Annotated in this window: 24 protein-coding genes; 16 read left to right on the top strand and 8 right to left on the bottom strand. The window is 41.2% G+C overall.

Translation table 11 applies throughout. From position 1 onward, the window contains the following. Positions 1 to 93: 93 nt before the first annotated feature. Entirely contained in the window at positions 94 to 2,607 is a 2,514-nt protein-coding gene (locus H5203_RS13330; protein WP_182819859.1) for a S9 family peptidase, read from the bottom strand. A gap of 171 nt (positions 2,608 to 2,778) precedes the next feature. Between H5203_RS13330 and H5203_RS13335 the strand changes: the two genes are divergently transcribed. Continuing rightward, positions 2,779 to 3,855, top strand: a complete 1,077-nt coding sequence (locus H5203_RS13335) for a CNNM domain-containing protein (protein WP_145237853.1) — start codon at positions 2,779 to 2,781, stop codon at positions 3,853 to 3,855. Here H5203_RS13335 and H5203_RS13340 read toward each other — a convergent pair. After that, the gene (locus H5203_RS13340) at positions 3,852 to 5,072 is read right to left on the bottom strand and encodes an EAL domain-containing protein (RefSeq protein WP_145237856.1); all 1,221 of its coding nucleotides are present in this window, start codon (positions 5,070 to 5,072) and stop codon (positions 3,852 to 3,854) included. The genes H5203_RS13335 and H5203_RS13340 overlap by 4 nt on opposite strands. Positions 5,073 to 5,216: 144 nt before the next feature. On the opposite strand from H5203_RS13340, the gene H5203_RS13345 reads away from it, so the two are divergent. Then, the gene (locus H5203_RS13345; protein ID WP_145237859.1) at positions 5,217 to 6,233 is read left to right on the top strand and encodes a metalloprotease; all 1,017 of its coding nucleotides are present in this window, start codon (positions 5,217 to 5,219) and stop codon (positions 6,231 to 6,233) included. A gap of 51 nt (positions 6,234 to 6,284) precedes the next feature. On the opposite strand, the gene H5203_RS13350 is transcribed toward H5203_RS13345, so the two are convergent. After that, on the bottom strand, positions 6,285 to 7,598 hold the full coding sequence (locus tag H5203_RS13350; protein ID WP_145237866.1) for a short-chain fatty acid transporter: 1,314 nt from the start codon (positions 7,596 to 7,598) through the stop codon (positions 6,285 to 6,287). A 165-nt stretch (positions 7,599 to 7,763) separates the two neighbouring features. Further along, positions 7,764 to 8,714, bottom strand: a complete 951-nt coding sequence (locus H5203_RS13355; protein ID WP_145237870.1) for a chemotaxis protein CheV — start codon at positions 8,712 to 8,714, stop codon at positions 7,764 to 7,766. A gap of 168 nt (positions 8,715 to 8,882) precedes the next feature. Here H5203_RS13355 and H5203_RS13360 point away from each other — a divergent pair, with 168 nt between their 5' ends. Together H5203_RS13360 and H5203_RS22940 are read left to right on the top strand one after the other, a co-directional pair. Further along, entirely contained in the window at positions 8,883 to 9,950 is a 1,068-nt protein-coding gene (locus H5203_RS13360; RefSeq protein ID WP_145237873.1) for a potassium channel family protein, read from the top strand. After that, entirely contained in the window at positions 9,950 to 10,159 is a 210-nt protein-coding gene (locus tag H5203_RS22940) for a PLDc N-terminal domain-containing protein (RefSeq protein ID WP_145237876.1), read from the top strand. Before H5203_RS13360 ends, H5203_RS22940 begins: the two co-directional genes overlap by 1 nt. A gap of 62 nt (positions 10,160 to 10,221) precedes the next feature. On the opposite strand, the gene H5203_RS13365 is transcribed toward H5203_RS22940, so the two are convergent. Together H5203_RS13365 and H5203_RS13370 are read right to left on the bottom strand one after the other, a co-directional pair. Beyond that, positions 10,222 to 11,253: a cytosolic protein gene (locus H5203_RS13365; protein WP_145237879.1), complete on the bottom strand. Its 1,032-nt coding sequence runs from the start codon at positions 11,251 to 11,253 to the stop codon at positions 10,222 to 10,224. A gap of 87 nt (positions 11,254 to 11,340) precedes the next feature. Next, entirely contained in the window at positions 11,341 to 11,799 is a 459-nt protein-coding gene (locus H5203_RS13370) for an EVE domain-containing protein (protein ID WP_182819860.1), read from the bottom strand. Between the two features lie 76 nt (positions 11,800 to 11,875). Here H5203_RS13370 and tesB point away from each other — a divergent pair, with 76 nt between their 5' ends. Next, positions 11,876 to 12,733 (top strand): acyl-CoA thioesterase II, encoded by an 858-nt coding sequence (tesB, locus tag H5203_RS13375; protein WP_145237887.1) that lies wholly within the window; start codon positions 11,876 to 11,878, stop codon positions 12,731 to 12,733. Between the two features lie 14 nt (positions 12,734 to 12,747). Here tesB and plsB read toward each other — a convergent pair whose 3' ends face one another. After that, positions 12,748 to 15,192: a glycerol-3-phosphate 1-O-acyltransferase PlsB gene (gene plsB, locus H5203_RS13380; RefSeq protein WP_182819861.1), complete on the bottom strand. Its 2,445-nt coding sequence runs from the start codon at positions 15,190 to 15,192 to the stop codon at positions 12,748 to 12,750. Positions 15,193 to 15,611: 419 nt separating this feature from the next. On the opposite strand from plsB, the gene rpsJ reads away from it, so the two are divergent. The 11 genes from rpsJ to rpsQ are packed head-to-tail and all read left to right on the top strand — an operon-like array spanning position 15,612 to position 20,578. Continuing rightward, positions 15,612 to 15,923, top strand: a complete 312-nt coding sequence (gene rpsJ, locus H5203_RS13385) for a 30S ribosomal protein S10 (protein WP_002957900.1) — start codon at positions 15,612 to 15,614, stop codon at positions 15,921 to 15,923. Positions 15,924 to 15,950: 27 nt separating this feature from the next. Beyond that, positions 15,951 to 16,586, top strand: coding sequence for a 50S ribosomal protein L3 (rplC, locus tag H5203_RS13390; protein ID WP_054206125.1), 636 nt, complete (start codon positions 15,951 to 15,953; stop codon positions 16,584 to 16,586). Between the two features lie 17 nt (positions 16,587 to 16,603). After that, complete coding sequence (rplD, locus tag H5203_RS13395; protein ID WP_054206126.1) at positions 16,604 to 17,209, top strand: 50S ribosomal protein L4; 606 nt, start codon at positions 16,604 to 16,606, stop codon at positions 17,207 to 17,209. Continuing rightward, a complete protein-coding gene (gene rplW, locus H5203_RS13400; RefSeq protein ID WP_054206127.1) occupies positions 17,206 to 17,508 on the top strand; it encodes a 50S ribosomal protein L23 in 303 nt (100 codons plus the stop codon). The genes rplD and rplW overlap by 4 nt, the downstream gene beginning before the upstream one ends. Before the next feature lie 17 nt (positions 17,509 to 17,525). After that, positions 17,526 to 18,350, top strand: a complete 825-nt coding sequence (rplB, locus tag H5203_RS13405; protein ID WP_007376192.1) for a 50S ribosomal protein L2 — start codon at positions 17,526 to 17,528, stop codon at positions 18,348 to 18,350. 15 nt (positions 18,351 to 18,365) lie between these two features. Further along, entirely contained in the window at positions 18,366 to 18,644 is a 279-nt protein-coding gene (gene rpsS, locus H5203_RS13410; RefSeq protein WP_010561269.1) for a 30S ribosomal protein S19, read from the top strand. A gap of 14 nt (positions 18,645 to 18,658) precedes the next feature. Then, on the top strand, positions 18,659 to 18,991 hold the full coding sequence (gene rplV / locus H5203_RS13415; RefSeq protein WP_004588690.1) for a 50S ribosomal protein L22: 333 nt from the start codon (positions 18,659 to 18,661) through the stop codon (positions 18,989 to 18,991). An 11-nt stretch (positions 18,992 to 19,002) separates the two neighbouring features. Next, positions 19,003 to 19,704, top strand: a complete 702-nt coding sequence (gene rpsC, locus H5203_RS13420) for a 30S ribosomal protein S3 (RefSeq protein ID WP_054206128.1) — start codon at positions 19,003 to 19,005, stop codon at positions 19,702 to 19,704. Positions 19,705 to 19,716: 12 nt separating this feature from the next. Next, on the top strand, positions 19,717 to 20,130 hold the full coding sequence (rplP, locus tag H5203_RS13425; RefSeq protein ID WP_002957890.1) for a 50S ribosomal protein L16: 414 nt from the start codon (positions 19,717 to 19,719) through the stop codon (positions 20,128 to 20,130). Beyond that, positions 20,130 to 20,321 carry a 50S ribosomal protein L29 gene (gene rpmC / locus H5203_RS13430; RefSeq protein ID WP_054552371.1) on the top strand — a complete coding sequence of 64 codons (192 nt, stop codon included), beginning with the start codon at positions 20,130 to 20,132 and terminating at the stop codon, positions 20,319 to 20,321. Before rplP ends, rpmC begins: the two co-directional genes overlap by 1 nt. Then, entirely contained in the window at positions 20,321 to 20,578 is a 258-nt protein-coding gene (rpsQ, locus tag H5203_RS13435; RefSeq protein WP_016709053.1) for a 30S ribosomal protein S17, read from the top strand. Before rpmC ends, rpsQ begins: the two co-directional genes overlap by 1 nt. Positions 20,579 to 21,336: 758 nt before the next feature. Here the strand turns inward: rpsQ and H5203_RS13440 are convergent. After that, complete coding sequence (locus H5203_RS13440; RefSeq protein ID WP_182819862.1) at positions 21,337 to 22,968, bottom strand: endonuclease; 1,632 nt, start codon at positions 22,966 to 22,968, stop codon at positions 21,337 to 21,339. Positions 22,969 to 23,325: the final 357 nt, after the last annotated feature.

Genomic DNA, 23,325 nt, shown 5'->3' on the forward strand with positions numbered 1-23,325 from the left:
CAGCTAAAAGCAGAAACAAGCTTTAATAAAGGCATGCCCGCAAAACAGAAAAAAGCTATGCGCAGTACAGATTACCTTGAAAAGGTATTGAAATCATAGACTTTTTTCATGCTCTTGCCCTGGGTATAAGTACTGCCACCACTGTGGTTGCTCTTTTAAATGCTTATCGAAGTAGGCAAGCATAGTATCCCACCAATCAAAGCGTTGATCGCGAGCAAAAATTTGATGGTCCGCCCCTTTATATTCAATAAGGTCAACATCTTTGCCTAGTAGTTTCAGCGCAGTATACATAGTGTGACTTTCGCCTACAGGTACATTGGTATCAGCATCACCATGTAATAGCAGTAGCGGTGTGGTTACTTTGTCTGCATGGAAAACCGGACTATGTTGGCTGTATAGTTCACTATTATTCCAAGGATAGCTGTTTTTAGAGGCTTCGCCAGAATATAAATAGCCCCACCAACCGTGACCCCAATACGAGGTAATATTAGAAATCCCGGCGTGTGCGATTGAGGCACTAAACATGTCTGTTTTAGTGGTCAGTAACATAGTCATAAAGCCACCGTATGATGCGCCTAAATTACCTAAACGATTTTTATCAATAAATGGATACTGTTTTAATAGTGCTTGGGTACCTTGCATAATATCGTCCGCAGTATATTGACCCCACGCATTCACATGCTTAGCAGAGAACTGTTGGCCAAATCCAGTTGCACCGGTCGGTTGCACTACATAAACCACATAGCCATGCTCTGCCCATAAATTGAAAGGATAACGCCCAGTAAAACCACGAGTAACCGGTGATGTACCGCCATAGTAATATACTAATGCTGGGTAGTGTTTGTTCTTATCAAGATTGCTTGGAAAGTAAACACGACCTTTAATTTCAACACCTGCGGTATTGATGAAGTTAAATTCATCTAAGCTGGCTATATCGGTATTTGCATACGCTTGTGGTTTAGAATCCCACAATGTGGTTGCGGTGTTTTTATTAATACTTAACTGTTTTAATTGCTGTGGAGATGATGCATTAGAGCCGCTAACTAAAATAGCTGGGCTGCGGTTGTTTGAAAAACTGAATTGTTCAACTACATCAAAACCTGTTTTGAGTTTGCTAAAGCGTTGTTTGCTTTTATCGTACAGGTACAAAGCAATCGTATCTTGCTCAGTGACTTTAATGAGGGCATCGCCATTAGCGAGCACTTCAAGTTGACCAATGGCAGGATCAAATTCACGACTTAATGGTGCTGCATTTTTACCATGATCAGTTAATAGGTAAAGCTGTCCATCATAGTTGTTAGCAAGCATATTCTCAGGTAGGTTTCTGCCTAAACCATCTTTAAAATCAGGACCCGCAGTGACATAAATGTCATCACCTGTGTATTTAGCTTGATTAAACGTAGCAAACTGACCAATAACTGTGTTGCTCGCATTGGCAATATTCAATTCCACTAACTCAGTGGTGGGGTGAGTCGACGCTTGCATTACTTGCACACCACGACTCAGTAATACCGTACCACGTTTGCTATTAAAATCTTCAATACTGTGACTAAGTGGTCCTTGGCTTATTGTTTTACTCAGGCCTGTACTTATATCTAATAAGTAAGCTTGTGAGGTTGTGCGGGCATATGACCAACGATCTTGTAAACCTTGGTAGTGTTTAGTTAGGCTGTTATCAGCTGCTGGTGATTTGGACCAGCTGAAGATTAAGCTGTTGTTATCGTAATATGCAAAGTCACCCGCGCCCTCTAGGTTGCTGGCAATCACTTTAAGATTAAGGGTTTTTCGATTTAATTGCTTTAACTTTCCATCTAATAGATAGACTAAATAATTATTATCGGGGCTCCAAATAATGTTACTCGGTTGACCCGACTCAAAACGGTAAACTGTTTGATTATCATCATTTTTTAGCTCTGTGATCACATTTGCTTGATTGCCAGTGCTATCCTGATAATGACGTTTTGCCACTAAATAGTGTTTGGCATCAGGTGCTAAAGATAGTGAACTAACCGTTGTGGCATCAAACAGTTGTTTAGCAGATAAACCGTGTTGCTCTTTATTGCTAAAAGTTAATCTATCAATTGCTGCTTTAGGGTTGAAATCAACGTCAACATCGTGCCAATTAGCAACTTGTTCAGCAATAATCACTATTTGGTGATCGCCTTGCGGTAATGCCAGTTCATAGCTTTCTTTTGTGACTGATTGTTTTTCACCATCGATAAACAACTGCGCTTTTTCGATACCTTTAAGTGTCAATGTGCCTTGGCTAAAGCGCTCTGCATGAGCGGTAAACTTTAATGCTTGTAGACCACCAAGAGTTAACGCATTTACTTTGTCTAAGGTTTGCCACTTTAATTTTTCGCCAAATACCGTAATACTTGTTGTTGGTTGTTGAATGCTAGGTAATAGTGCGTTAATAATCGCATCTTGATGCTCAGTTTGATATGGCTTTAGCTGCATGTCGGCTGCAATTGGGCCAATAAACTTAATATCTGCTTTATCTAATGGTGCAGCGACTAAAGCGCTACTTAATGTGCTTAAAGTTAACACCGCGAATGTGGTTGTTAGGCGAGGTGCTTTACCGCGCCATAGTGAACTAAAATTCATTATTGAGCCTGATGTAGGGAATTTAATTTAATATAGCATGTGGTTGTGGTGCCAAAAAGTGCTCTGCGATGGATTTCATTGCTCAGCAGCGTAAGGTTTGAGGTTAGGGGCTACACTTGGTAAGGTGTATACCTAAGGGGGTATAATTGACTGACTGGCTAAGGGGTAACAGTGACATTATTAATCGTTTACATGGTTGCGGCGATTACGATTTCTTTTTTATGTTCGATTATGGAAGCCGTACTATTGAGTATTACGCCAAGCTATGTCGCAGTATTGCGTAAAAAAAAGCCTAAGCTAGCCAAACGTTTTGAGCAATTAAAAACCAATGTAGATCAGCCTTTAGCTGCTATTTTAACCTTAAATACGGTTGCCCATACTGCAGGTGCTGCCGGTGTAGGGGCACAAGCCGCGGTGGTTTTTTCTGATGCGGCGGTGGGAATTGCTTCGGCGATAATGACATTGTTAGTATTGGTGCTGTCAGAAATTATTCCAAAAACTCTGGGCGCAAAGCATTGGCGAACGCTTGCACCTATGGTGACCCAAGCATTACAGTATTTAGTCATCGCACTAAAGCCTTTTGTGTGGCTTGCTGAAAAACTCACCGGTATATTGGGCCGTAATTACAACGAAGAGTATTATATTCGTCAAGAAATTGAAGCTATGGCTGATATGGGGTCGCAATCAGGTGCTTTGCATCAGGAAGAGTCTGAAATCATCCGTAGTTTATTGCATTTTCGCCACGCTAAATTAGATTCATTACTTACCCCGCGTACCGTCTTGTTTAAAGTGCATAAAGATTTAACTGTAAATCAGTATTTAGCTGAGCATGGTTCAGCGTCGTTTTCTCGAGTGTTGGTATATGATAAAAATGGTGATGATATTATCGGTTTTGTACATAAAAACGATATTATGTTGGCGTATCATCGATTGGGCGAGAACTATAAAATCAGCAAGTTGATAAAACCTATTTATACTGTGCCAGAGACCTTATATGTACCTACTTTATTACATACTTTGTTAGCTGAGCGCACTCATATTTGCTTAGTGGTAGATGAATATGGTGATGTGCAGGGGATTGTGACGCTCGAAGATATGATTGAAGCGTTAATGGGCTTTGAAATTGTAGACGAGCATGATCAATCAGCTAATATGCAAGCAGTTGCTAAGCAAATGTGGCGTCAGCGCTTGGAAAGTAGCAATAAATTGTTAAGCGCTGAGAATACCATGGCGAAACGAAAAAATTAACGTCGGCTATGACTATTTAATGAAACCATATGTAGCCATGATTGCGCCCAGCGAATAAATTCAGTTTTGCCTTTTGGGCGACTGATCAAAAAGCCCTGCATTAAAATGTGCTCTTTAAAACGCTCCAAGTATTCAAGCTCCTCAACGCGCTCAATGCCTTCAGCGACAATTGTTAAGTCATCTTGAATAGCTATATTCACTAAGCTACTAACAATGACCTGAGAAAATAAATCACTTTCAATATTACTGATCAAGGTACGATCTATTTTCACCTCAGTAAAAGGCAGTGTTTTTAATTGTTGTACATTGGTAAACCCAGTGCCAAAATCATCAAGAGAAATACCAAAACCACGCATTCGCAAACGGTTTAGAGTTTCTAGCTGTGCTGAACTGGATAAAGCATGCTGTTCTGTGATCTCTAAAATAATTTCACTTGGGGTCAATTGATTAAGATGTAAAATTAAAGCCAGCTTATCTGGGCAGCTTAAATCTTCTAGCTGGCAGGGAGACAAATTAAAGGCCAGTTTAAGTTTGTAGCCTAAACGAGTTTTTATTTCTGAGAAATCGCCTGTTGCCTTTTCAAACAACTGAAATGTGATTAGGTTAATTAAATCTAGATCTTCAGCGACACAAATAAATCGCTCCGGTAAAAGTACTGCGCCTTGTTCCGCGGTCACTATTCTGGCTAATACTTCTATGCTTTCAACTTTATTACTATTACGGTTTACTTTTGGTTGATAAAACGGCGTTATCTCATTATGACTTATTGCATGCAGCAATTGCGTTTCAGAAATTGGTTCTGTGGGTTTTTCAGTATGACAAGCTAAATACTCTAGTTTTTGTAGCAGTGTATAAACTTGGTTGAGTTGCACTGGTTTGGCAATGTTACCAATTAAATGTACATTATTTTTTCGGGCTAAATCAGCCGCCAAATCAATGATTTTTGAATTCATTTCCGAAATAATGACAATTGCGCCTGGATATTGGATATCGCCAAGGTGGCGAATAAGCTCCATGCCATCCATGTCTGGCATATTCAGGTCAGTAAACACGGCGTCAAAAGTATATAGATTCGTTTTTACTTTATTAAGAGCGTCTTGAGCATTCAAGCATGTAGTTACATTGGGCACATTAAGCTCATTTAAGATAGCCTGCATCACTACTAAAATAGCTTTTGAATCATCAACGACCAGAATGCTGCGTGCTAATTTTGTCATTTTCTTCCCTGAAATAAAATTTACTTGTTAACTAAAAGTAGTCGAGAATAGCGAAGGTGTCAGCTTTATAGTTGCAAATATATTCCATAATCTCGTTAAAAAAATGGGTATACTAACGATATAATTTTTAAGGTTTAAAGTGACATCATGCAAATACAGCTGACCCTCGCTGATCAACAATTTAGTTTAGTGCTCGCAGGGCAACAAATTGTAAAAATTTTTCAGCAACAACAAGCGATTGGGTTTGATAATCCGCGCGAAAATTATTTTGAATTTAAACTTGACGATCAAGTAATTGGCTTAGACACCAGTGCTGTAGTTGAACAAAGTTTATCACTTCATATTAATAATCAATTTGTACAACAGCTCACCTTGCCACCAATTGAAAAAACCAAACCTAAGCAGGGGCTGCTTGGATTATTTGCGCTTGGTTTTAAGATCTTTAAAAGTGCCAAAGTTGTTAAAGTGGCGTTAGCTGGCGCCTCAGTGGCTGGTTATGCGTGGCTGTTCACCTTTGAATTTGCCTTGATGCTGATTGCCTGTTTAGTGATCCACGAATACGGCCATGTTAGAGCAATGCAATATTTTGGGATTAAAACCAAAGGCATTTACTTGATCCCGTTCGTCGGCGGGCTTGCCGTAAGCGACGATAAAATTACCACCCGCTGGCAAGATGTGGTGATTTCTTTAATGGGGCCCGCATTTGGTTTGATCACCTCCGTAATGGGGGTGGTGCTTTATTACGCCACCGAGATGGAAATATTCGCCGGGGTCGCAGTACTCAGCGCATTATTGAATTTATTTAACTTGTTACCTATCTTGCCGCTTGATGGCGGGCATGTATTAAAAAGTATTAGCTTCTCAATGCGTTCATGGGTTGGATTGAGTATTTGTATTTTAGGCGTGTTATTTGGCTTATGGCTAAGCTACACCTTTGGCTTAATGCTATTAGTGTTTTTCTTATTTATCGGTGCACTGGAAATAGCCTTTGAATGGCGCGGCCGCCACTATTCACATTTACTGCCACTAGATAAATATGGGCAAGGTTTTTCGGCCGTGATGTACGCTTTAGTAGTTGCAGGCCATGTGGCTGTGATGATGCATTTTGCTGACTCTGAAAATGCAATTTTAAGCCTGCCGATGAAGATATTGTCGAGTTAACAAATTTAAATAGCGTGAGGTGTTACTCACGCTATATTTTTGCAGCAAGCGTTACGGATAAAAACTCAACACCAAGGATATAAACACGCCGGTTATAATTAGCTGCACTAAACAAAAGCCCATAATGTCTTTGGCTTTTAGGCCGGCAATTGCTAGCACTGGCAAGGCCCAAAATGGTTGAATCAGGTTAGTCCACGCATCACCCCAAGCTACCGCCATAGCCACGCGTGGCATATCTGCACCCAGAGCTTGTGCTGCGGGTATCACTATCGGTGCTTGTACCGCCCATTGTCCACCGCCAGATGGCACAAATATATTGACTAATCCCGCGCTTAAAAAGCTCCAAAACGGCAGTGATTGTGCACTGGCGATGGCGATAAATCCTTGTGATATTTGCTGCGCCAAACCTGTTTGTACCATGATTGCCATGATCCCAGCATAAAATGGAAACTGGATAATAATCCCTGCGCCGCTGGGGACTGCTTGCTGCAGGCTATTAAGTAAATTATACGGCGTTTGATGCAGTAAAATCGCAGAAAATAAAAACAGTGCAATCACACTGTTTAAATTAAGTGAGCCGCCACTAAACACAAAATAATTAGCTAAATAAACTAGCCCAAGCACTCCAATGCCTAGTCCTAATAACTTACTGTGTTCAATTTTATCGGCAGGGCGAGTAACATTGTTGGGCTTAGGTATCGGTTCTGCTAATAGCGTTTTATCAACATAAATGCTGTCTTTGGCACTGGGTAACATATAACGATTAACCAGTGGCATAATGATAAATAAGCCAATAACTATGGCTATATTAAATCCTGAAAAAAGTGTTTCGCTGGTGTTTATCACACCAATGCTTTGCTGTGAAAAATGCCCTGACGTTGCGATAGTTAAAGGAATTGAGCCTGCCAAGCCACCATGCCAAACAATAAAGCCAGAATACGCACTGGCAACCAGTAAGCGATAATCAACTAGTGTGTGGCGGGCAATGGCTTTGGCAAATAAAGCGCCAATAACTAAGCCAAATCCCCAGTTAATCCAACTGGCAAGTAATGATACAAAAGTCACTAATAAAATAGCTTTTGGCGCAGTATTGGCAAGTTTTGCTAATTGCGTGAGCAGTCGGCTCATCATCGGTGTACTTGCCAGCATATATCCGGTGAGTAATACCAACAGCATCTGCATGGCAAAACTCAGTAAGTTCCAAAAACCACTGCCCCACGCGCTCAGCACTTGTTGTGGGTTTGAAGGTGTCACTACACACGCAATTATAAAGGTAAGTAGTGTGAGTAAAATAACAAAAATAAATGGATCGGGTAGGTAACGTTCCACTAATTTAGTGAACGGTTTGGCAACATGATTTAGCATAATGATTGTGTGTTTTGATTATTGCTACATATTGCCAATTAATCACGAAAGTGTTTAATTGGCAAATAGAGTTGTAGTCGTGGTGTTAAATCGCGTATTTCTTCGTCATTATAACAAACGTTAATTCAAGCACTAGCGTGGCATAAGCCACGCTTAGATACAGTGCTATTTCTGTGGTGCGAGGACCGCTTTTAAACGTGTTTGTACTTCTTCTACGAGTAAGTCTGGTTGAAATTTAGATAAAAACGCATTGCAACCCACTTTCTCGACCATGGCTTGGTTAAAGCTGCCACTGAGGGATGTGTTAAGTACCACATGCAGATTTTTTAAGCGGTTATCGTTACGGATCTCGTGCGTTAAGCGATAACCATCCATTGCTGGCATTTCTGCATCGGTGATCACCATCAGTAACTCTTTTTCTACGTCCATGCCTTTATCAGCCCAGGCTTTAAGCATATTGAGTGCTTCAAGACCATTACTGGCTGGGATAATCTCAATACCCAACTGCGTTAATGTATCGCTCACTTGTTTTCGTGCTGTAGGTGAGTCGTCAGCATGGAGTATTTTTCGGCCAACAAATTCGTTTACGATACTTTGATCAAGCACCTCATCAGAAATTTGTACTTCGTACTCAACAATTTCTGCTAGTACTTTTTCTACATCAATGATCTCTACTAACTGCTCTTGGCCATCACGTTGAATTTTAGTGAGCGCAGTTAGATAATGATTTTTACCGATAGAGGAAGGCGGTGGCATTATATCTGACCATGTCATATTAACGATTTGATCAACCTTACCAATTAGAAACCCTTGTACTGTGCGATTGTATTCAGTGATCACTAAGTTACTATCTTCAGTGTTCTTAGCCGCAGACATGCAAATCGCTTGGCGTAAATCAATAACAGGGATTGATTCACCACGAATATTGGCCACGCCTGATATTTTAGGATGGGCATGTGGAATGATACTAAGATGCGGCAGTTTCACTACTTCTTTAACTTTAAAGACATTAAGAGCAAACAAGTGGCGACTGTGCAAATAAAACAATAATAACTCTAAGCGATTTTCACCAACGAGTTGAGTTCGTTGATCAACAGAAGCTAATACACCTGACATAACACGCTCGACTTTATAATTAATAATTCAAGTATAGCTTACACTGTTCTACTTTAAAAAAGCAGTCTAGATAATAATCTTGATCCTCAAAAGTATTTCAACCATTGCCTTCATTTAAGCATTACAGTAACTTATCGATAATTGATAGCTGAATAACCAAGTGTGGGCATGCCTTTTATATTTAAACGATTATTTTTACTAGTCAGAAACCATATTGATCAGGTTAGTTGGCAAGCTGTCGCTATTGCGACATTATTACATATGGTCTTGATCTGGTTGTTGTTAATCTTCGCTGAAGAAGCCGCACTGAGGCCAATTAGCACTTTTGTTTATTACTATATCGTTACTACCTCAACGGTAGGATATGGTGATTTTAGTGCAACTACAGATCTGGGTAGATGGATTGTGGCGATACTGCAAATTCCATTTGGTTTAGCTTTATTTGGTGTCCTGTTAGGTAAAACAGGGCAAACAGTTACTTATTTAATTAGGCGCGCTATGACGGGTGATAAAAGTTTTGCACATTTTCACAATCACATTATTATTTTTGGCTGGCATCAAATTCGTACTAAAAAAATGATTGATTATATTCTCGCTGACCAAAAGCGTTTGGATCGACGAATTTTGCTTGCGGTCACAGAGTCAATGGAGCATCCGTTTTTAGCTAATGCCCATGTTGATTTTGTGCGCTTAACTAGTTTTACAGATTTAAGCGAGCTGGAAAGGGTCGCAATTAAACTGGCAGATAAAATTATTATTGACGGGCAAGACGACGACGAAACTTTTACCACCGCCCTGCGCATTAGTAAATTAGTGAAAGATGACTGCCATATTAGTGCGCACTTTAACGATGAGAGTAAAGTCGAAATGCTACTAGAACATTGTTACAACGTGGAATGTTCAACGGCTAAGTCAGCCGAAATTCTAGTACGTTCAATGCAAGACCCCGGCTCAAGTCGTGTACAAGAGGAATTATTATCTACTTTGCATGGTGATACCCAGTTTAGTTTAGCTATTCCTGCTGATTTAGCGGTAATGGAATTTGGTAAATTATTTCATCATTTTAAACACGACCATGATGCTATTTTACTTGGTGTTGCTCACAACCTGAGTGCGCAAAATATGGATTTAAATCCACCACTGGATTATCCGGTTAACAGTGGTGATATTTTACATTACATTGCGGTTGATCGTGTTTTAAGCAGCGAAGTTGATTGGCAGGGGCTTGCTAAGTAATGAATGAAGTGGCGTTTTTAATTCTACTTTTGAGCGCATATATACTCCCAGTAGTGATTGTGCTCAATAGTAAACGTACGCAAGGCCACGAAAAAAATGGCTGGTTAATCGGCATCATTTTCTTTTCATGGCTCGCACTGATAATGTACTTTGCGATAGTGCCCAAGCACGGGCACAAAAAGAAAACTACCAAGAAAAAGAAAGGTTAAAATTGAGTTGTCAGTTTACATATAAATTTGCCAACCGTGCTTGATTAAACAAGCACGGCTTTTTATTTTAACTGTTTTAGTTTGTGCTCCACTAAAGGATCATCAGGGGCAAGTTGCTGAGCAACTTCCAGCAGCTGAATAGCATCCTTAGGGTGTTCATCTTGGTGCTTTAGCGCGACATCAATCAATGGTTGAATATCAATTTTGGCTTGATGCTCTTGCACATGCGCTGCTTTTTCATCAATCAGTATGTTGTGTGCTTTACTTAATAATACTTGGCGGTGTGCCGATTTAGCATTCGCCTTGTTGAGCCTTCTATAATAGTCTTCTTTAAAGCGCAGGGTTTTGGTTTGTAGGCGAAATTGCGCAATATCGACTTGTTGATGGCTAATAAAGTCGACGGCCACTTGTTTATAAAAGCCAAATTTATTTAGGTAGTTGGCATGGGTACTATGACCCATACCAAACACGCGTAAGTGGGTTAGTTGCGAATAGCGCTTAGCATGGCCACGGTCAATACGATTGGTCGGGTCGTAAATTATATAGCCTTTAGCATTGCCTAAATCGAGATCGTGGTAATCTTGCTCCCAATCGAATTGTTGTGCTATATCCGTACTTGAGCGGTCATCCCAAGGAGCAAGTGCTTTATTTTTGGTGCTAACAGGGTGAAATAACAGTACCTTATCTAGCTTTAGTAAATTAGCAAATGCACCCACAGCAAAGCCACCTCGGCTTAAGCCGTAGCCTAATCGCTGGGTAAAGGGTGTTAGCAAGGGAGCGAGTTGCTCGAGGAAAAACAGTAAATTACGGTGTCTAAACCAATTACTTATTCCTAAGTGCTGAAAAGAAATAACATTCACATGTTGTTTTTGCGCTAGTTGAAATCCCCAAGGGCTAAAATCATCATTGAGATCATGCTCTTGGTAATTAGTACCTGCAGGAGAAAAGGTGAACAATAAAGGCTTATTTATATCAATAAAGTGATACTTAACAAAAACATCGCCAAGTAAATCGCCTCCAGAGATAGGTAGTCTGGTTTGCTGTTCATCTTGAGGTAGAGTTAACCACTCATCTAACCAATACAGTAATTTCATCTAACCCCCTAACTAAAACAAGCCACCTATTTTAGCAAATTTGGAAAAAGAAGGAAAACGTGATGTATTAGCAGCAAATTATTGTTGTCACTCTGCCATTTTTATAATTGCTTGCCAATCCGCTTTAGTTACTGGCATTACCGATAATCGACCACCTTTTTTTAGAGCTATTTCGGTGATGGCATCGTTTTCTTTAATCGCTTTTAAGCTGACTAATTTATTTAAATGCTGCTGATAGGTCACATCAACCACAACCCATCTCGGTTTATCACTGGTTGATTTAGGATCGTAATAATCACTGCTTAAATCAAACTGGCAAGGATCTGGGTAGGCTTCAGTAGTCACTATTGCGATACCTGCAATGCCGACGTGTTTACAGCTAGAATGGTAAATCATCACTAAATCGCCGAGCTTTACGCCATCGCGCATAAAATTACGGGCTTGGTAGTTGCGCACACCTTCCCATGCAGTGGTTTGTGCAGGGGCGCTTTTTAAATCGTCGATTGAAAATGCATCGGGTTCAGTTTTAAATAACCAATACGCCATAACTAGGATCCTTGAAATATTTACATCATACTTGTCTATAGTATCATTAAAATCTAAATGGGATTGAGGAGCAACTATGAGCCAAGTTTTAGATGATTTATTGTCGTTATTAACGTTAGAAGAAATAGAGCAGGGCTTGTATCGAGGGCAAAGCCAAGATTTGGGTTTTCGTGCGGTATTTGGTGGTCAAGTCATGGGCCAAGCACTGTCTGCAGCTAAAGAAACCTTACCGGAAGGCCGTATTGTTCATTCACTGCATTCTTATTTTTTACGCCCTGGTGATGCTGCAAAGCCAATTGTGTACGATGTTGAAACGATCCGTGATGGTAAAAGCTTTAGTACTCGCCGAGTTAGTGCTATTCAATATGGAAAACCTATTTTTTATATGACGGCATCATTTCAAGGTGCTGAAGATGGCTTGTCGCATCAAGCTACTATGCCGGATGTACCTGCTCCTGAGGAGCTGCGCTCATCACTGGAGTTTTATCAAGAGCACGCATCTCATATACCTGAGGTGATCCGCAATAAGTTTATTCGCGAAATGCCGATTGAAATGCGTCCGGTCACCTTTCATAACCCATTTAAGCCAGAGGTAATGGAGCCGGTTAAACATATTTGGTTCAAAGCCAATGGCGAGATGCCAGATGATCAACGTATTCATAACTATTTATTGGCATATGCGTCTGACTTTGAGTTTTTACCAACGGCTCTACAGCCCCATGGTGTCTCGTTTATGCAGCCAAACATGCAAGTAGCAACAATTGACCATGCGATGTGGTTTCATCGTCCGTTTCGAATGGATGATTGGATTTTATATACCATTGATAGCCCAAGTGCGAGCTCAGGGCGGGGGTTGGTGCGTGGTCAGTTCTTTGACCGTCAAGGCAATTTAGTTGCCTCAACGATCCAAGAAGGTGTAATGCGTCAGCGTTAATATGCCGCTTGCAGTTATTTTTGCTTACATTGTCCTTGCACAATATCACTAATTGACTGCCAGACTCGCGCTGGCAGCAAGGCTTTAAGGTGAATATACACTTCACAAAGTTCAGTACTGCCCTGTAAGCCATTCTCGGTTTCGCTAATTAAACTTTGTTCGCGCAAGTTGCTAATAAAGCCTACCAATACTTTTTTGTCAAAAAACTCAGGGGTCTTAATACCATGCAAGGTACCTAAGCGCTGCGCTAATACTTGGCTTTCGCGTTCAAGCTCTTCGCGTTCAATTTCTTTACTGGTTTGAATAAAGCCAATCACAATGGCGTAGCGTTGCAGGGTTAAGCTAAGCGCACGACCTAGAATTTCCAGCTTGGCTAAGCAATCATTACTGTTGGTGATTTTTATGTTATCACCATCTATTTCTATTAAATCTTGATCTACAAAGCTGGCCAGTATGCGGGTGATATAATTTTCATCAAGTTCGTGTAAAAACCATTCTTTAGCAAACATCGGGTAAAAACAGTTAACCAATTTTTGGCACTGCGATACTGTCGTTTTATGGCTTTTAAATATATGCAGTGCCAGTAAGCTTGGTACGGCAAACACATGGAGAATATTATTACGGTAGTAGTTAAAGAGGATTTTCTCTTTATCGTTAATCGCGATAATCTCGCCAAACTCATCGCTTATAACGTCAAATTTATTCAGCTTTAAAGCATGTTCGAGTAACTGTGATGAAGTTTCATCTGGGGTGGTGATTTTTTCACTGTAACTAGCGCTACGTTGTAAATGTAAGTAAAAGTCTAGTTGTGCTAACAATTTAGGCTTGCTCAATGCTTGCTTATCATTTACCAGTAAGATCATTGCCAGTAAATTAACTGCGTTAAGCGCGGCGGCACTATTAATATTAACCATCACTTTATCCGCTAAAGTCGCCACTTGCGGACCAAGCCATTGTGGTTTTTGAACATCAGTTGGGTGAATAGATTCACGCCAATCAGGTTGATGCTCATTTAAATATTGATTAACCGAAATCGGATCGCCAAAATTCAAATAGCCGCGGCCATAGTTTTTGAGATTTTTAATGGCTTTGAAAATACCGAAAATCGACTCGCCTTTTTTATCATCACCTGCGAGTTCTTTCAGATAAGTATTTATTTCCATGACGTGTTCATAACCAATGTACACCGGCACAATCGAAATAGGGCGATCAATACCACGTAACATAGCTTGTAGTGTCATCGCCAACATACCTGTTTTTGGTGGTAGTAAACGCCCGGTACGGCTACGTCCGCCCTCAGTATAAAACTTAACTGAGTAACCTTTGATAAACAACTGACTTAAATACTCTTTAAATACAGCAGAGTAAAGCTTGTTGCCAGCAAATGAGCGGCGAATAAAAAATGCGCCACTGCGGCGGAATATGCCGCCTGCTGGGAAGAAGTTTAAGTTAATACCAGCAGCAATATGTGGTGGTACTAAACCAAGATGATAAATCGAGTAGGTAAGTAATAAGTAATCCATGTGGCTGCGATGACACGGCATATAAATAATTTCATGACCTTTATTGGTTAGATCATGGATTTGTTCGGTGTATTTTATATCAATGCCGTTATAGAGCTTGTTCCATAGCCAGGTTAATACACGATCTGCAACACGTATGGTGGCATCACTGTAGTTAGCAGCAATCTCATCTAATAGCTTTAACGCATTTTGCCGTGCTTGCTCATGGCTGATTTTTTTGCTTTTTGCTTCATCGTTAATTGCTTTTTTTATAGTCGGTGATGCTAACAATGAATTAAATAGTTGCTCGCGTGAGGGCATTTTAGGGCCCGTTGCCGCCAATTTTTGACGACGAAAATGCACCCTAGCGACGCGAAGTAATTTATGAGGTAACTCATCAACATCGGCTTTTTCATTTACTAATAACGATAAATCCAACGGTTGACTAAAGCGTATAAAGTTATCACGCCCTGAAAACAGTAATACAAAAAACTTACGAAACCAGCTAGGTGTAAGTGAGTGCGAAACCAGCGTACCTAAACCTGGTTTTTCTTTGCCTGGATTACGACCCCATAAAATAGTGACCGGAATGACTTGCACGTTTTTTTCGCCACTGGTGAATAGCTGAGCAATTATTTGTTTACCCTGGTTTAGCGCGTCAGTTGGCTTCGCTTGGCTGCCAAACAGTGGTGGTGGATTTTGTAGGCCAATAAAACGGTCTAACTCTGCATTACCCAACAGCTGTTGTTCAATTGGTCTGGGCAGGTTGTACTTCTTACAAACTCGGTCAAGGGCCGCTAAATCTGAGCGAGCATTAAGTTTAACTATATAAAAAGTAGGGTAGGCGGGATTAAGACCGTATTGTTCAATTGGGTTCTCGGGCAGTACTTTGCTTTTCACAAATAGGCGATTCATCACCATAGACACAAAATTCAAGCAATAATTAAAAATACGCATCAACTCACCAAGGTTAAGGATTAAGAGATAAAAGCAAAATAAGGATGAATAATAACAATTAAAAACTGGACTGACCATTATCATTAGTGCCAAGTACGATTGCATGGCTTCCTAACTATAGTAAATTCCCAGTAATGACGACATAGTGACAACCCTTTTTTACAGTATAAATAATCCTCATTCTGGTAGTTTGAAATAGTTGTTGCATTTATCACCAATATCACTATAATACGCAGGCTTTCAAAATTCCCCCGGGAACTTGGAAGGAACATTAAGCTTGGATTTCAAGCTAATAAAACAGGAGTTCCGATTTGGAACTCAACGTAGATATAAATCAACAACCGGCATCTTATGTTTTTAAGATTGTTTCGGTCGTTTTTTTATGCTCTTTTAAATGCTCTTTATATTGAGGTTTAAGAATGTCAAATCAACGCATTCGTATTCGCCTAAAAGCTTTTGACCACCGTTTGATTGACCAATCAACGGCGGAAATCGTGGAAACTGCGAAACGCACTGGCGCACAAGTACGTGGTCCAATTCCACTACCTACACGCTTTGAACGTTTTACTGTACTTACATCACCGCACGTTAATAAAGATGCGCGTGATCAGTACGAGATCCGCACCCATAAACGTCTGATCGACATCGTAGAACCAACTGACAAGACTGTTGACGCACTTATGCGTTTAGATCTTGCTGCTGGTGTTGATGTTCAAATCAGCCTGGGTTAATCGAAAGATTAGAGAGGTTTTAGGAAAATGGCATTAGGTCTAGTCGGTCGTAAAGTGGGTATGACACGTATCTTCACTGAAGATGGTGTATCTATCCCTGTGACAGTTATTGAAGCGACACCTAACCGCATTGCTCAGATCAAATCTGACGCAACAGACGGTTATAACGCGCTTCAAGTAACCGCAGGCACTAAAAAAGCAAGCCGTGTAAACAAAGCAACAGCGGGTCACTTCGCTAAAGCTGGTGTTGAAGCGGGTCGCGGTCTGTGGGAATTCCGCCTAAATGGTGGTGAAGGCGATTTTGAAGTAGGCGCTGAGCTTACTGTTGAATTATTCAACGAAATCAACAAAGTTGACGTAACCGGTACTTCTAAAGGTAAAGGTTTCCAAGGTGGTGTTAAGCGCTGGAATTTCAGCATGCAAGACGCTACACATGGTAACTCTCTATCTCACCGTGCTCCTGGTTCAATCGGTCAAAACCAATCACCTGGTAAGGTGTTTAAAGGTAAGAAAATGGCCGGTCATATGGGTGCTGAGCGTGTAACGACTCAAAACTTAGAACTAGTACGCGTTGACGCTGAGCGTAACTTGCTTTTAGTTAAAGGTGCAGTACCTGGCGCTATCGGCGGTGACGTTATCGTTAAACCTGCTGTTAAAGCATAAGTCCTGGAGATTTAGTGATGGAATTAGCAATTAAAGACGCTTCTGGCGGTCTTGAAGTTTCTGAAGCTACTTTTGGACGTGAGTTTAACGAAGCATTAGTACATCAAGTAGTTGTTGCATACGCAGCAGGTGCTCGTCAAGGTACTCGTGCTCAGAAGACACGTTCTGAAGTAAGCGGTGGTGGTAAAAAACCATGGGCTCAAAAAGGTACTGGCCGTGCACGTGCTGGTACAATCCGTAGTCCAATTTGGCGTTCAGGTGGCGTTAGCTTCGCAGCTAAACCACAAGACCACAGCCAAAAAGTAAACCGTAAAATGTACCGCGGTGCGATCAAAAGCATTTTATCTGAATTAGTTCGTCAAGAGCGTTTAATCGTTGTTGAAAGTTTTGCTCTAGCAGCACCAAAAACTAAAGAACTAGTTGCTAAGCTTAAAGAACTTGAGCTTAAAGATGTTCTAATCGTAACTGAAGAAGTAGATGAGAATCTATTTTTATCGGCACGTAACCTGTACAAGGTTGACACGCGTGATGTAGCTGGTATCGACCCTGTAAGCTTAATCGCTTTCGATAAGGTACTTATTACAGCAGCTGCTGTTAAGCAACTTGAGGAGACGCTAGCATGATTCGTGAAGAACGTCTTTTAAAAGTGATCCTTGCTCCACATATCTCTGAAAAAAGCACTATTGCTGCTGAAGAAAACAACACTATCGTTTTCAAAGTAGTAAATGACGCAACTAAAGCTGAAGTTAAAGCAGCTGTAGAGAAGCTTTTTGAAGTGGAAGTAACTGGTGTTCGCACACTTAATGTTAAGGGTAAAACAAAACGTACTGGCGCACGTTTCGGTCGTCGTAGCGACTGGAAAAAAGCTTACGTTACTCTTAAAGAAGGCAGCGAACTAGACTTTGTCGGCGGCGCCGAGTAATAAGGGGAGTTAGAATTATGGCACTTCAAAAGTGTAAGCCAACTTCTGCGGGTCGTCGTCACCTAGTTAAAGTGGTAAACCCAGATCTACATAAGGGCAAGCCATACGCACCACTATTAGAGAAAAACTCTAAATCAGGTGGTCGTAATAACAATGGTCGTATTACGGTTCGTCATATCGGTGGTGGTCATAAGCAGCATTACCGTTTAATCGATTTTAAACGTACTAAAGATGGCATTCCAGCCACTGTTGAGCGTTTAGAATATGATCCAAATCGTAGCGCAAACATCGCACTTGTATTATATGCAGACGGTGAGCGTCGTTACATTATCGCACCAAAAGGCTTAAAAGCTGGTGATGCAATCCAGTCTGGTGTTGATGCACCAATCAAGCCTGGTAATGCATTACCTATGCGCAATATGCCTGTAGGTTCGACTGTTCACAACGTAGAATTAAAACCAGGTAAAGGTGCTCAAATCGCACGTTCTGCTGGTGCATACGTTCAAATCCTTGCTCGTGATGGTCAGTATGTAACATTACGTCTTCGTTCAGGCGAAGTTCGTAAAGTTGAATCAGATTGTCGTGCGACGCTAGGTGAAGTAGGCAATGCTGAGCATATGCTTCGTTCACTTGGTAAAGCAGGTGCAAATCGCTGGCGTGGTATTCGTCCGACAGTTCGTGGTGTTGCCATGAACCCGGTTGATCACCCACACGGTGGTGGTGAAGGTCGTACATCTGGTGGTCGTCATCCTGTGTCTCCATGGGGTAAGCCGACTAAAGGTGCTAAGACGCGTAAGAACAAGCGTACGGATAAATTTATAGTACGTCGTCGTACTAAGTAATATTGAGGAATAGCCATGCCACGCTCTCTCAAGAAGGGTCCTTTTATAGACCTACACTTGCTGAAGAAGGTAGAGAAAGCTTTGGAAAGCGGTGACAAGAAGCCAATTAAAACTTGGAGCCGTCGTTCAATGATCATACCTAACATGATCGGATTGACCATTGCTGTCCATAATGGTCGCCAGCATGTACCAGTTTTCGTTTCTGACGAAATGATCGGTCACAAACTAGGTGAATTTGCACCAACTCGCACTTACCGTGGCCACGCTGCGGATAAGAAAGCGAAGAAACGTTAAGAGGGGAATGATAAATGCAAGCATTAGCTAAACATAAATTCGCCTCTGGTTCGGCGCAAAAAGCACGTCTAGTTGCAGATCAGATCCGCGGGTTACCTGTCGATCGCGCACTAGAAATCCTGGCGTACAGCCCTAAGAAAGCGGCTGTATTAGTTAAGAAAGTACTTGAGTCTGCTATTGCTAACGCAGAGCATAACGAAGGTGCTGACATTGATGAGCTACGTGTAACAACGATCTTTGTGGACGATGGTCCAACAATGAAACGTATTATGCCACGTGCTAAAGGACGCGCAGACCGCATCCTTAAGCGTACAAGCCACATCACTGTTGTGGTTTCAGATAGCTAGGAGTATAAGTAATGGGACAAAAAGTTCATCCTACTGGTATTCGCCTAGGTATATCTAAACCTTGGGTTTCTACCTGGTACGCGAGTTCAAAAGATTTCTCTGCACAGCTTTTTGGCGATCACAAAGTACGTACATTCCTTACTAAGGAATTGAAAGCGGCTTCTGTGTCTAAAATCGTTATTGAGCGTCCAGCAAAATCAATCCGCGTAACAATTCACACGGCTCGTCCGGGTGTTGTTATCGGTAAAAAAGGCGAAGACGTAGAAAAATTACGTCAAGCGGTAACTAAGATTGCTGGTGTACCTGCTCAGATCAATATTTCTGAAGTACGTAAACCAGAACTAGATGCACAACTAGTAGCAGACGGCATTGCCTCTCAACTAGAGCGTCGTGTTATGTTCCGTCGCGCTATGAAGCGTTCGGTACAAAATGCAATGCGCATCGGTTCTAAAGGGATCAAAGTTGAAGTTAGCGGTCGTCTTGGCGGCGCAGAAATCGCACGTTCAGAATGGTATCGTGAAGGTCGTGTACCTCTACATACTCTTCGTGCTGATATCGACTACGCAACTTCTGAAGCCTTAACCACTTATGGTATCATTGGTGTTAAAGTTTGGATCTTCAAAGGCGAAGTTATTGGTGGTTTACCACTAGTACAAGAGCAAGAGAAGCCAGCTAAACGCGCACCAAAGAAAGCCAAAAAAAGTGCTAAGTAGAGGTAGCGAGTAATGTTACAGCCAAAACGTACAAAATTCCGTAAAATGCACAAAGGCCGCAACCGTGGTTTAGCGCAAAACGGTAACAAAGTAAGCTTCGGTACTTTCGGTTTGAAAGCTACTGGCCGTGGCCGCATGACTGCTCGTCAAATCGAAGCAGCTCGTCGTGCCATGACACGTCACGTGAAACGTCAAGGTAAAATCTGGATCCGTGTCTTCCCTGACAAACCGATCACAGAAAAGCCTCTTGAAGTTCGTATGGGTAAAGGTAAAGGTTCTGTTGAATATTGGGTTGCTGAAATTCAGCCTGGTAAAGTACTTTACGAAATGGAAGGTGTTTCTGAAGAGCTTGCTCGTGAAGCATTCGACCTTGCTGCTCGTAAACTGCCATTCAAAACAACTTTCGTAACTCGGACGGTAATGTGATGAAAGCAAGCGAACTAAAAGATAAAAGCGTAGAAGAGCTTAATGCTGAACTTCTAGGTCTTCTTCGTGAGCAGTTTAACCTGCGCATGCAAGCAAGCACTGGTCAGTTAGCTCAAACTCACACGCTAAGAACAGTACGTCGCGATATCGCGCGTGTAAAAACAGTTATTAACCAGAAGGCAGGTCAATAATGAGTGATAAAATTCGTACTCTTCAAGGCACTGTAATCAGCGACAAGATGGAAAAATCTTTCACTATCGCTATCGCACGTTACGTGAAGCACCCAATCTATGGGAAATTCATCAAACGTACGACTAAATTACACGTACATGACGAAAATAACACAGCAAAAGCGGGTGACGTTGTTACTATCCGTGAATGCGCTCCAATCTCTAAGACTAAGTCTTGGACATTAGTAGACGTTATTTCTAGTCCAAAACAAGCTTAATTTTTAATTAAGTCTGTTTTATAAAAAGCCCCGGCATTAGCTGGGGCTTTTTGCGTTTGGAGCAGCTTTTAGCGATAAGCTTTCAGCCGTCAGCGCGGAGTAAATTTTCCCACCGTAGCTTGGGTTGAGTCTATTGAGGGCAGGGAAGAAGAGAACAGTAATACCAATCGACTTAAATATTTAACCATTCTAGCGAGCTAAATAAAGCGCTAACTGCGTTATGATTTTTTCAAGTAGAACAACTACATGTCAAAATTTACGCCTTGTTATCACTGTATTTATCTGTCGCTATAAATGGTCAGTAACTTAACACGATTGGTATAAGAATATGCAGGTATAAAAATTCATACCATAGAAAAAGCACGTCGATAAATTTCCCTCATAAAAAACTACTTGACCTTAACCTAGCTCCAGCTTTTATGCTGTATTTTTTCACTCTGATTAAATGCTATGTGTCCGATTCAAAATTACCTTTTAAGCCTAGGCCTTACCGAATATAGACAATCTATTTTGCAAATTGTGAAGCTTGCAGAAGCGGTGGATCACTCAATTGCAAATAACAGTGAATTTGCAACTGCTGCGTTAGCATGGGTTGAGCAACAAAAAAGATGCCCAACAATGATAAACAAAAGAGCATTAATTATATTCTTACTGCATAAATTGGGTTATAAAATTAGAGAGCAAAAAAGCCTTTGCAACTGCAAAGGCTGATGTTTTTCTGCGCTGACCGCTGACCGCTGACCGCTGACCGTTGACCTTTACCAAATCATCTCAACAAATTCTGGATGATCGATATATGGATTGCGATTGCCTTGATGCTCATAAGCGGCTTGGTTTCTATCTAGTTCAAGTTGACTGACTGGATCGTCGTTATGCCAATTAACCAACATAGTTACTACCCAATTCTCAAACACTTGGTTACTAGAGCCGTTAAGCACGGCATTACTAGCCGTGGTGTTGTTTTGCCAAGTACCAATGACGTTTTCGTAGCGGGTTGCCATATAGAAGTAGGCGCGAGCAAAGTCACCTTTAAACTCATCGATTGGCTCAAATACCGTGCCTGAGTAATTAATCGAGCTGGCTGCGCTGCCAAGCTTACTGCCATTGCTTGAGGTGAAACTGGCGCTGCCTACTTCGCCAAATGGGTAATTGCTACGTTTTGAATTAACATAACCATCGGTTGCAAAAATATGATGTACGTCTGAGTTCATAGGCTCATTTGTGCCGCCAAACCAACTTTTCGGAAATGAATGTTCGCGGTTATAACAATCAGCTTCACTTTTGTAAGTGCCGCATTGATCACTTACAGCAACATAGTTATAGCTGTCTTGACCGGTGGGATTTTCTGAATAGCGATCGAGTATTGAATTGTCATTTTCAAAGTACTTATCCCGTGAAGCAAGATCGTAAAAACTCCAAATAGCTGAATAACCTTGTGAGTTGTGACCTTTAATAATGTTATAAAGCGCGGTTTTAAGTGCATAGCCCGTTAAACCTTGTGCTGTAACATAGTAGCCAGTTGGCTCGCTGGGCGGCGTTTCTGGGTTGGTATTATCACCAAGTATAAAGGGAGTTGCTTCACTGCTTTGAAAACTACTGCCGCTAGCCAATGTTGTTTGGGCGGATGTTAGCGCGTAGCTGCCATTACCAAATGAACAGCAAATACCGTCGCCGTAACTATCAAAAATACTAAACGTGTAATCGCCATCAACTAAGCAGGCTTGCTCTGTATAGCTGTTGTTGCCACTATAACTGCCACCTGACGCAACTGCTATGCCTTGGGCGTTAGTGATCTGCCAGCTAGTCTCTTCGCCATAGTTATCAGTTGTCAGTGCTAAGTTAACAGTGTTATCAGCACAACCGACTGGTGGCGGTGGGGTGGTATCACTAGAACCTGGTGTAAAACTATCCACATAAACAGTTTCACTGCCATCAAAGCCGCTGACATCGTAAAAACGCAGGCCCACGGTAATCGTAGCATTGTTGGTTGCTGTATATGTATAGCTTATTTGTTGCCACTGATTTAATAACGCTGGATCTGAATAGCCTTGATAGCCGTCGGCAATTAAGCGCGCTTTAATGCCGCCTTCGGTGTGATAAACCCAGCTTGAGAATAAGTAGCTTTTGCCGACCTCAACAGTAACTTCTTGTAGTAAATCAGTATTGCTTTGACTAGCGGTATTAACCACTACTTTTGCAGCAAGAGATCCTGAATTCACTATGCTATTTGAAGCTGATAGTGTAATACCTGAGTCAATCGTGCTCCAGCCGTTTGGGCTATTACCTGACCAGTTTTCAAAGTCACCATTATTAATGCTGGCCATGCAGGGAAGTGCTGTAGCTAACATAGCACTGCTGAGTATGAGTTTTCTATATGCCCCGTGTGACATAGTGTTTCCTTATTATATTTATAGTAGGCGCACAGAATGTGGCCAAATCCACTATAGCCTACCCAAGATTTGTTGCAAAAAAGTTAATACCTGTTTTGAAAAGAATGAAGTGAATAAATTTTTGTATGATATTTCTGATCGGCTAAGTGTGATGCTGAAATCGTAAGCAGTTATTTGTTACCTTTTAATCTGTTTTTACTGGTTAATTTATAAATTAATAACTAAATGGAATAACAAAGCAGATTCTATTCTTTTTTTATTGGCGCGTACCCCGTTATTCTTCACACTCAGAGAAATCTTTAGGGCCTGAGTTATTTGCCTTAAAGTTGACACAAATTTTAGGCAAAGTGATTACTG

This window comes from Pseudoalteromonas sp. SG41-1, from assembly GCF_014164575.1.
Taxonomy (GTDB): Bacteria; Pseudomonadota; Gammaproteobacteria; order Enterobacterales; family Alteromonadaceae; genus Pseudoalteromonas; species Pseudoalteromonas rhizosphaerae.